At 63.6% G+C, this 10,347-nt stretch carries 9 protein-coding genes; 7 read left to right on the forward strand and 2 right to left on the reverse strand.

Annotated features, from left to right (window positions below):
* The first annotated feature begins 172 nt into the window (after positions 1–172).
* From PMI38_RS24610 to PMI38_RS24630, 5 genes are all read left to right on the forward strand, one after another.
* Positions 173–712, forward strand: a complete 540-nt coding sequence (locus PMI38_RS24610) for a TetR/AcrR family transcriptional regulator (RefSeq protein ID WP_008100292.1) — start codon at positions 173–175, stop codon at positions 710–712.
* Positions 713–734: 22 nt separating this feature from the next.
* Positions 735–1,568 carry an alpha/beta fold hydrolase gene (locus PMI38_RS24615; RefSeq protein WP_008100294.1) on the forward strand — a complete coding sequence of 278 codons (834 nt, stop codon included), beginning with the start codon at positions 735–737 and terminating at the stop codon, positions 1,566–1,568.
* A 43-nt stretch (positions 1,569–1,611) separates the two neighbouring features.
* Positions 1,612–2,046, forward strand: a complete 435-nt coding sequence (locus tag PMI38_RS24620) for an acyl-CoA thioesterase (RefSeq protein WP_008100296.1) — start codon at positions 1,612–1,614, stop codon at positions 2,044–2,046.
* A 51-nt stretch (positions 2,047–2,097) separates the two neighbouring features.
* Positions 2,098–3,069 (forward strand): tRNA dihydrouridine synthase, encoded by a 972-nt coding sequence (locus tag PMI38_RS24625; RefSeq protein ID WP_008100298.1) that lies wholly within the window; start codon positions 2,098–2,100, stop codon positions 3,067–3,069.
* A gap of 228 nt (positions 3,070–3,297) precedes the next feature.
* Positions 3,298–3,741, forward strand: coding sequence for an Hsp20 family protein (locus PMI38_RS24630; RefSeq protein WP_008100299.1), 444 nt, complete (start codon positions 3,298–3,300; stop codon positions 3,739–3,741).
* A 48-nt stretch (positions 3,742–3,789) separates the two neighbouring features.
* On the opposite strand, the gene PMI38_RS24635 is transcribed toward PMI38_RS24630, so the two are convergent.
* Positions 3,790–7,086: a PAS domain S-box protein gene (locus PMI38_RS24635; RefSeq protein WP_008100301.1), complete on the reverse strand. Its 3,297-nt coding sequence runs from the start codon at positions 7,084–7,086 to the stop codon at positions 3,790–3,792.
* A 62-nt stretch (positions 7,087–7,148) separates the two neighbouring features.
* Positions 7,149–8,027, reverse strand: a complete 879-nt coding sequence (locus tag PMI38_RS24640) for a LysR family transcriptional regulator (RefSeq protein WP_008100304.1) — start codon at positions 8,025–8,027, stop codon at positions 7,149–7,151.
* 131 nt (positions 8,028–8,158) lie between these two features.
* Here PMI38_RS24640 and leuC point away from each other — a divergent pair, with 131 nt between their 5' ends.
* Entirely contained in the window at positions 8,159–9,592 is a 1,434-nt protein-coding gene (gene leuC / locus PMI38_RS24645) for a 3-isopropylmalate dehydratase large subunit (RefSeq protein WP_008100305.1), read from the forward strand.
* On the forward strand, positions 9,589–10,233 hold the full coding sequence (leuD, locus tag PMI38_RS24650) for a 3-isopropylmalate dehydratase small subunit (protein ID WP_008100308.1): 645 nt from the start codon (positions 9,589–9,591) through the stop codon (positions 10,231–10,233). Before leuC ends, leuD begins: the two co-directional genes overlap by 4 nt.
* Positions 10,234–10,347: the final 114 nt, after the last annotated feature.

The following is a 10,347-nucleotide window of genomic DNA, read 5'->3' on the forward strand; positions in this document are numbered from 1 at the left end:
TACCCGCGTTTTGCGGGACTTTAAAGGCTCATTCGCTTATTGAATGGGCCTTTTGTTTTTTCTACTTCCCCTCAAAAAAATAGTCACCGATAAGCGGTGTGTCTTTGCGCTTGCAAAAAATTATTACAGGCATAATATTTCGAGCATCATATTTTTCACGGTGAGTGGCGCAATGAGCGACAAGAAGACCAGGACCCGCGAACGAATCCTCAAGGCTGCGCGCAGTGCGTTGATCCAGCACGGTCCGGCCGAGCCCAGTGTCAGCCAGGTCATGGGTGCCGCCGGCCTTACCGTAGGTGGCTTCTATTCCCACTTCGAAAGCAAGGATGAGCTGATGCTCGAGGCGTTCCGCCAATTGCTCGGCGAGCGCAGAGCCTTGCTGGCGCAGGTCGATTCCAGCCTTGACGGCGCGGGTCGGCGAGCCCTGGTGAGTGCCTTCTACCTGTCGCGCAAGCACCGTGACGCCGAGGTGGATGCTTGTCCGCTACCCAACGCGCTGGGCGAGATGCAGCGCTTGCCAGAGGCCTTCCGCGAAGTGCTGGCCGAGCACATCGAGTTGATGACCGCGGCCATGGTCGATTGCCCCGAGGATGCCGACAAGGCCCTGGCCGACCTGGCCCTGATGATCGGCGGCCTGGCGCTGGCCCGTTCCCTGGGCGCAGGCGAGTTGTCCGACCGTATTCTGCGTGCCGCCAAATCGGCGGTTATCTGAACCTGTGACCGGGAGCAAGGCGATGACTTCCTTGAGCTGGATTCGTGGCGTCAATGGCACCCTTGGCCATCTGGCCCCTGAACATGTTGCTGGCAGGATGCGCCGAGCCTTCATGACACCGCGCAACCTTCCGCCCCGGGAGTGGGAGTTGCCCCTGCTGGCGAGTGCCGAGCGGATCACCTTGCGCTTCGGTTTGTCTGCCTTGCGCTGGGGCAAGGGGCCCACGGTATTGTTGATGCATGGTTGGGAAGGGCGCCCGACCCAGTTTGCCGCCTTGATCGACACGCTGGTGCAGGCAGGGCACACGGTGGTCTCGCTGGAAGGGCCGGGTCACGGTCGCTCCCCAGGGGAGCAGGCGAACGTGGTGCTGTTTGCCCGTGCATTGCTGGAGGCGGCAGCCGAATTGCCGCCCTTGAGCGCCGTGATCGGTCACTCCATGGGGGGCGCCAGTGTCATGCTGGCGCTGCAGATGGGGTTGCGCACCGATGCCGCGGTCAGCATCGCGGCTCCAGCGCGCATGCTTGGCGTCTTGCGCGGCTTCGCCAACCGCCTGGGCATGCCTGCGCGTGCCAGAGCGGCGTTCATTCGCCAGGTCGAACGGGATGTCGGTATCCAGGTCGCACGCCTGGATGTCAGTGGCTATCAATTGGAGGTGCCGGGTCTGGTGGTTCATGCCGCTGATGATGAGCTGGTGCCCGCTGACGAAGCCCATCTGATCCACAAGGCCTGGTTCGACAGCCGTCTGTTGCTGCCGGAAACCGGTGGCCACCAGCGCGTGCTGGCCGACCCGCGCCTGAGCCAGGCCGTGCTCGAATTGCTGGCCCGTGCCGGTGCGCCGGCCCGGCAAAGCGCCTGAACTTCCATTACACTCTGCCCCATCACTGACATCGGGAGCGGGCATGAGCTGGGACCTGGCAACGCCATTCATCATCGATCTGCGGGTCGGCAGCGAGGACATCGACGGCCTCGGGCACGCCAACAACGCGGTCTACGTCACCTGGCTCGAGCGTTGCGCCTGGCGCCATTCCCAGCGCCTGGGCCTGGACCTGGCGGAATACCGGCGCCTGGACCGGGCCATGGCAGTAGTGCGGCATGAAATCGACTACCTCGCCGCCGCCTATGAGGATGACGAGCTGCAACTGGCGACCTGGATCATCGATTGGGACCAGCGGCTGCGCATGACCCGGCGCTTCCAGCTCAAGCGCCCGCGTGACGGCGTGACCCTGCTGCGCGCGCAGACCACCTTTGCCTGCATCGAGCTGTCCAGCGGCAAACCCAAGCGCATGCCGGCCGAGTTCATCGACGGTTACGCCCCGGCGCTGATCGGTGCCTGAACCGGCGTCGTTTTTTGCTAGACTGCCGGCTTTTCTCGCCGAGTCCCCGAAATGCAAATTGCCCTGGCCCCCATGGAGGGGCTGGTCGACAACATCCTGCGCGACGTCCTGACCCGAGTGGGCGGCATCGATTGGTGCGTCACCGAGTTCATCCGTGTGTGCGACCGCCTGCTGCCAGCCTCGTCGTTCGACAAGCTCGCACCTGAACTGCGCCAGGGTGCGCGCACCGCTGCCGGCGTGCCGATGCGCGTGCAACTGCTTGGCTCCGACCCCGTCTGCCTGGCCGAGAATGCGGCGCTGGCGTGCGAGCTGGGGGCGCCCGTGATCGACCTGAACTTCGGCTGCCCGGCCAAGACCGTGAACAAGTCGCGTGGTGGGGCGGTGCTGCTCAAGGAGCCGGAGTTGCTGCACGCCATCGTGCGTGAAGTGCGGCGGGCGGTGCCAGCGCATATCCCGGTCACCTCGAAGATGCGCCTGGGCTTCGATAGCCCGGATGGGGCGCTGGAGTGCGCCACGGCGCTGGCCGAAGGCGGCTCGGCGCACCTGGTGGTGCATGCGCGAACCAAGGTCGAGGGCTACAAGCCTCCGGCGCACTGGGAGTGGGTGGCGCGGGTGCAGGACGTGGTCAAGGTGCCGGTGTTCGCCAATGGCGAGATCTGGACCGTCGACGACTGGCGGCGTTGCCGTGAGGTCAGCGGTGCCGAAGACATCATGCTCGGACGCGGGCTGGTGTCGCGGCCGGACCTGGCCTTGCAGATCGCTGCCGCGCGAGACGGGCGAGACTATCAGCCGATGAGTTGGGAAGCGCTGCTGCCCTTGCTGCGCGAGTTCTGGCGCCAAGCCCAGGCCAAGCTGTCGCCGCGTTATGCGCCGGGGCGGATGAAGCAGTGGCTGGCGATGCTGACGCGCAGTTACCCCGAGGCGGTGGTGCTTTTTGCCGAGTTGCGCAGGGAAGATGACTGTGCGCGGATCAGTCGCTTGCTTGGGGTTGAGGTGCGGGCATACGAGGAATGTGTGGCCTGAACCGGCCTCATCGCCGGCAAGCCGGCTCCCACAGGTACCCCGCTGCCGTCAGCCATTGTGTTGTACCTGTGGGAGCGGGCTTGTCCCGCGAAAGGGCCGGTGATGCCACTGCAAATTTTTTTGCCAGTCACCCTTGAAAGCCATCTCCTGAACCCTATCTATTCAGTACGCGATGCCGAAGTCGGGTCGCGTAATGACTTACTTGCTGAATTTCAGGAGTTTATGACCATGACCAGCGCTTTCTCTCTCGCTCCACTGTTCCGCCATTCCGTTGGCTTCGACCGTTTCAACGACCTGTTCGAATCCGCGGCACGTAACGAGGCGGGTAGCAGCTACCCTCCCTACAACGTGGAAAAACATGGCGAAGACCACTATCGCATCGTGGTTGCCGCAGCCGGCTTCCAGGAGCAGGATCTCGACCTGCAGGTTGAAAAAGGCGTCCTGACCGTCATCGGCGGCAAGCGCGAAAACGGCGCCGGGGAAGTGACCTACCTGCACCAGGGCATTGCCCAGCGCGCCTTCAAGCTGTCGTTCCGCCTGGCTGACCATATCGAGGTCAAGTCCGCGGGTCTGGCCAACGGCCTGCTCAGCATCGACCTGCTGCGCATCGTGCCGGAAGAAGCCAAGGCCAAGCGCATCCCGATCAATGGCGACAAGCCAGCGCTGAACTGAGTTTGGCGTGATGCAAAAAAAGGGCACCTTCGGGTGCCCTTTTTGCGTTCAATAATCCGCCGGTGCCTCCAGCAGCATCTGCCTGAACTCCGGCAGCGGCAGGGGCCGGCTGTGCAGGTAGCCCTGGTACAGGTGGCAGCCCAGCTGCTCCAGAAACTCCAGCTGCTCGGTCAATTCCACGCCTTCTGCGATGACCGCCAGGTCCAGGCTGCGTGCCATGGCCACGATGGCGCGGACGATCTCGGCGTCGTTGGGGTCTTCCGGGGCATCACGGACGAAGGTCTGGTCGATTTTCAAGGCGTCCACCGGCAAGCGCTTGAGGTAGGTGAGCGATGAATAGCCGGTACCGAAGTCATCCATGGCGAAGCTCACCCCATAGCGCTTGAGCTCGCGCATCTTGCTGATGGTGTCTTCCAGGTTCTGGATCACGATGCCTTCGGTGATCTCCAGCTTGAGCATGTGCCGCGGCAGGCGGTAATCGTCCAGGCTGCGCAACACCCGTTCGACGAAGTCGTTCTGGCGGAACTGCCGTGGGCTGATGTTCACGCACAGGCTGAAATCATCGGCATCGATCAGCCCGTCTTCCAGCATACGGGCGCAGGCATCGCAGGCTTCGTCGAGTATCCAGCTGCCAACTTCGAGGATCAGGCCGCTTTCTTCCAGTACCTGAATGAACTGGGCAGGCGGTTGCTGGCCCAGTTGCGGGTGGTGCCAGCGCAGCAGCACCTCGGCGCCGACGATGCGGTTGTCGCGGGCGTCCACCTGGGGTTGGAAGTGCAGGGCCAGTTCGCCGCGGGCCAACGCCAGGCGCAGGTCGCTTTCCATGCGCAGGCGCTCGCTGGCAGCCTTTTGCATGGTGGTGTGGAACAGCTGGGTGGTGTTGCGCCCCGAGTCCTTGGCCCGGTACAAGGCGATGTCGGCGCGCTTCAGCAAGTCGGCCGGGGTGGCGCCGTGGTCGGGAATCAGCGCCACGCCAATGCTCGGCGTTACCTGCAGGCGCTGGCCGTCCAGCGACATGGGTTCGGCCAGCAGTTCGCGCAGGGTATCGGCCAGCTCGCGAACCTTGATCTCGACCGTTTCGCGGCTGCCCTCCAGGCCGCTCAGCAGTACCACGAACTCGTCACCGCCCAGCCGCGCCACGGTGTCTTCCAGGCGCACGCTGGCTTCCAGGCGCGCGGTGATGATCTTCAGCACCGTGTCGCCCACCGGGTGACCGAGTGAATCGTTGATGTGCTTGAAGTGGTCCAGGTCGAGGAACAGCAGGGCACCGCGCAGGTTATGGCGGCGCAACAGGGCGATCTGCTGGCTCAGGCGGTCCATCAGCAGGGCGCGGTTGGGCAGGTTGGTCAGCGGGTCGTGGTAGGCCAGGTGGCGAATCTGCGCCTGGGCGTTCTTCAGCTGGCTGACATCGCGGGCGGTGAGCAGCAGGCAGTCGACCTCGTTGAGACTGATCGGCTCCACAGACACTTCCACGGTAAGGATGTCGCCGCGCTTGTTGCGCCCGAGCATCTCCCGGTGGTGTACCCGGCCACGCTCCTTGAGTTCGGCGAGCAGGGCGCTGCGCTGCTTGTCGTCGGCCCAGATGCCCAGTTCGAAGACGCTGCGGCCCACCACTTCGGCGCTGCTGTAGCCGGTCAGCCGGCAGAAACCGTCGTTGACTTCCACATAGCGGCCGCTGTGGCGCTCGGTGATGGTGATGGCGTCGGGGCTGGAGTGAAAGGCCTTGGCGAATTTCTCCTCGCTCGACTTCAGGGCAGCTTCCGCCCGTTGTTGCTGGGTGATGTCGCGCAGGGTGGTGACGCTGCAGGGCTGGTCGTCGACGCTGATCAGCCGGCTGGCGATCACGCAGGTCAAGGCGGAGCCGTCGCGATGGTTGACCACCACGCCCACGTTGCTCAACGCCTGCTCGCGGATGACCCGCTCGATGCGCCTGGCGCGTTCGATCGACTCGGCCCACAGGCCGATTTCCTCGGCGGTACGGCCGATCACCTGCTCGGCGCTCCAGCCGAACGTCTGGGTGAATGCCGGGTTGATCTCGATGAACTGCCCGGTGTCCTGGCGGGTCACGCAGATCGGATCGGGACTGACCTGGAACAGGCTGGCGAACTTCTCTTCCGAGGCGCTCAGGCGCAGTTCGCGCTCTACCTGTTCGGTGATGTCGAGCAGGGTGCCGGCCATGCGCAGCGGGTTGCCCTGTTCATCGCGGTAGAGGCGGGCACGGCTCTCGATGTAGCGCGAAGCGCCGTTTTCCAGCTGTACGCGGTAGGTGATCTGGTAGTTGCCGGCCGGGCCTTCGCGCAGGCTGCGGTAAGCCTGGCGCATCGCATCGCGCTCTTCGTTCGGCACCCCTTCGAAGAACGCGTCGAAGGATTCATGGAAGGGGATCGGGTCAAGGCCGTGCAATTGCGCAGCCCGCGCCGAGCCATACAGCATGCCGCTGGGAATGTGCCAATCCCAGGTGCCCAGTTGCGCCGAGTCCAAGGCCAGGTCCAGGCGTTCCTGGCTGTCCTTGAGCGCCTGCTCGGCGCGCTTGCGCTCGGAGGTGTCGACGAAGGTGCTGAGCAGGAAGGTCACGCCTTCCAGTTCGATGCCCTGGGTGCAGAGGATGCCGTCGTGCAGCTTGCCGTTGCTGGCGCGAAACTGCACCTCCATGCTCAGCGGGCCGCCACTGGGGCGGGTCGATTCCAGTATCTGCTGACGCTGCTCGGGGTGCACCCACAGCCCCAGCTCCAGGCTGGTCTTGCCGATCACATGGCTGCCGGGCCAGCCGAACATGTCTTCGAAGTGCTGGTTCACTTCGAAGATCATGCCGTCGTGGCGGCGGGTCAGCAGAATTGCGTTGGGGCTCAGGTGAAACAGGGTGGCGAAGCGCTTTTCCGAGTTGATCAGCGCGGTTTCCCGTTCGCGTTGGCGGGTGATTTCGCGGATCACCCCGATCATCTGGCGCCGGCCGTGGCGGTCGTGGGTCAGGCTGCCGTTGATTTCCAGCCAGTGCAGGCTGCCATCCGGCCAGCGGATGCGGTGACGCATCGTCCGCTCCACCGGTTCGCCATTGACCACGGCTTGAAACAGTTGACGGGTGCGGGCACGGTCCTCTTCGGGCAGCAGGTCGAGGTAATCGATGGCATTGGGCAATGGCCGCTGAGGATCGAACCCGAACAGGGCCTGGGTGCCGCGAGACCAGCTGACCCGGCCGGATTCGATATCCCATAGCCAGGCACCCAGGCGCGCGGCATTGAGCGCGGCCAGCAGCTGTGGCGCGTTCTGCCAGGCTTGCTCGGATTCCTGGGGGTCGGCCGCAGGGATACGCGGCAGGCGCGGAAAGCGGTTTGCTGATTTGGGCATTGGGTACCAGACCTTTGGCGTTTGACGCGTCCTTGAGTTGGAAATGCCGAGCTAACGACCGGTCAGGCGGAACCTGCGTGGCTGTCGAGCAAGGCCATGAAGGCCCTGGCCGCATTCGATAGCGTTCGCTCCGTGTGCAGAATGTAGCCTAGCTGGCGTGACAGCTGTATGCCGGGTAAAGCGATGGGTGCAACCTGATCGTCCAGCATGGTGCGCGGGAGCACGCTCCAGGCCAGGCCGATGGAAACCATCATCTTGATGGTTTCCAGGTAGTTGGTGCTCATGGCGATGTTCGGCGTCAGCCCCTGGCTTTCGAAGAGGCGCTGGACGATATGGTGGGTGAAGGTATTGCCCCCGGGAAACACCGCCGGGTGGCGCGCCACGTCGGCCAGGCTGACCCGCTGGTTGCTGGCCAGCGGGTGTTCGGGTGCGGCGACGAAATCCAGGGCGTCGTCCCATACCGGGACGGCCTTGACCAGGTGGTGGGGCTCGGGTGCCAGGGTGATGACGGCAATTTCGGCGCGACCATGGAGAATTTCGTCGTAGGCCGCCTCTGAATCAAGGAACTGGATATCCAGCGCCACCGCCGGGTACTGCCGCGTAAAAGCCCTCAACAGTGGGGGTAGGCGGTGCAAACCGATGTGATGGCTGGTAGCCAGGGTCAGGCGACCGCTCACTTCCCCGGTCAAATTGGTCAGCGCCCGGCGGGTATCATCGAGCACGTTGAGAATCTGGTAGGCACGCGGCAGCAATGCCCTGCCAGCCTCGGTCAGGGTGACTTCGCGGCCCAGGCGATCGAACAGGCGTACCCCCAGTTGCTGCTCCAGCCCGGCGATGCGTTTGCTGATGGCTGGCTGGGTCAGGAACAGGCGTTCAGCGGCTCCAGAAAAGCTGCCGGTTTCGGCAATGGCGATGAAAGCGCTGAGGTTGGCCAGGTCCATGATTTCGAATTCCTGTTGGTTATCCAAAGCATAAAAATTATGAATTTGAGTTATTCAATGTATAGCCCTAGGATCGTCCGTACAAGCCAAGGGGTCTTTGGCATAGAAAGACGCTGATGAGGAACAGTCTGATGGCTGGCAAAACGCTCTACGACAAACTCTGGGAAACGCATGAGGTCAAGCGCCGTGATGACGGCTCGTCCTTGATCTACATCGACCGCCATATCATTCACGAAGTGACCTCGCCCCAGGCTTTCGAAGGCCTGCGTCTGGCCAACCGCCAGCCATGGCGCATCGACGCCAACATCGCCACGCCCGACCATAACGTGCCGACCACGCCGGAGCGCAAGGGCGGTATCGAGGCCATCGTCGACCAGGTGTCGCGCCTGCAGGTGCAGACCCTCGATGAAAACTGTGACGAATATGGCATCGTCGAATTCAAGATGAATGACGTGCGCCAGGGCATCGTCCATGTCATCAGCCCGGAGCAGGGCGCTACCTTGCCGGGCATGACCGTGGTCTGCGGCGACTCGCACACCTCCACCCACGGCGCTTTCGGTGCCTTGGCCCACGGCATCGGTACGTCCGAGGTCGAGCACGTGCTCGCCACCCAGTGCCTGGTCGCCAAGAAGATGAAGAACATGCTGGTGCGCGTCGAAGGCCAGTTGCCAGCCGGTGTCACCGCCAAGGACATCGTCCTCGCCGTGATCGGCAAGATCGGCACCGCCGGTGGCAATGGCCACGCCATGGAGTTCGCTGGCAGCGCCATCCGCGAGTTGTCGATGGAAGGCCGCATGACCATCTGCAACATGTCCATCGAAGCCGGTGCCCGCGTCGGCCTGGTGGCGGTCGACGACACCACCATCGCCTATGTCGAAGGCCGCCCCTATGCGCCCAAGGGCGAGCAGTGGAAGCAGGCAGCCCAGGACTGGAAAAGCCTGGTTTCGGACGCCGACGCGGTGTTCGACACCGTGGTCGAACTGGATGCCGCGCAGATCAAGCCGCAAGTCAGCTGGGGCACGTCGCCCGAGATGGTCCTGGCTGTCGACCAGCGCGTGCCGGATCCGGCTGCCGAGCCCGACCTGATCAAGCGTGGCTCGATCGAGCGCGCCCTCAAGTACATGGGCCTCGCCGCCAACCAGGCGATCACCGATATCAAGCTCGACCGCGTGTTCATCGGTTCGTGCACCAACTCGCGCATCGAAGACCTGCGCGCTGCTGCCGAAATCGCCAAGGGCCGCAAGGTCGCGGCCAACGTCAAGCAGGCGTTGGTGGTGCCGGGCTCCGGTCTGGTCAAGGCCCAGGCTGAACGCGAAGGGCTGGACAAGATCTTCCTCGAAGCCGGTTTCGAATGGCGTGAGCCGGGTTGCTCGATGTGCCTGGCCATGAACCCGGATCGCCTGGAAAGCGGCGAGCACTGCGCGTCCACTTCCAACCGCAACTTCGAAGGCCGTCAGGGCGCCGGTGGTCGTACTCACCTGGTCAGCCCGGCCATGGCCGCCGCCGCCGCGGTAACCGGCCACTTCATCGATGTCCGCGAGTTGATCCAAGGGAGCGCAGCATGAAAGCCTTCACCCAGCACACTGGCCTCGTCGCGCCGTTGGACCGTGCCAACGTCGACACCGACCAGATCATCCCCAAGCAGTTCCTCAAGTCGATCAAGCGCACCGGCTTCGGCCCGAACCTGTTCGACGAATGGCGTTACCTGGATGTGGGCCAGCCCTACCAGGACAACAGCAAACGCCCGTTGAACGAGGAATTCGTGCTCAACCACGCGCGCTACCAGGGTGCCAGCGTGCTGTTGGCACGGGAGAACTTCGGCTGTGGTTCGAGCCGCGAGCACGCGCCGTGGGCATTGGACGAGTACGGCTTCCGTAGCGTGATCGCGCCGAGCTTCGCCGATATCTTCTTCAACAACAGCTTCAAGAACGGCCTGCTGCCGATCATCCTCAGCGATGAGGAAGTCGACGAGTTGTTCAAGCAGGTCGAAGCCAACCCGGGCTACCAGCTGACCATCGACCTGCAGGCGCAGGCGGTGACCCGCCCGGATGGCAAGGTGCTGCACTTCGAGATCGACGCGTTCCGCAAGCACTGCCTGCTCAATGGCTTCGACGACATTGGCCTGACCTTGCAGGACAGCGATGCGATCAAGGCCTTCGAGCAGAAGCACCGTGCCGGGCAGCCTTGGCTGTTTCGGGATGCCTGAGTGATGTAGTTGGGTTTGCTGGCCTCATCGCCGGCAAGCCGGCTCCCACAAGTACTGCACAAGTCTTTGAGTGTGTGGGGGCTCTGTGGGAGCCGGCTTGCCGGCGATAGCGGC

The sequence above is a fragment of the Pseudomonas sp. GM84 genome, assembly GCF_000282535.1.
Taxonomy (GTDB): Bacteria; Pseudomonadota; Gammaproteobacteria; order Pseudomonadales; family Pseudomonadaceae; genus Aquipseudomonas.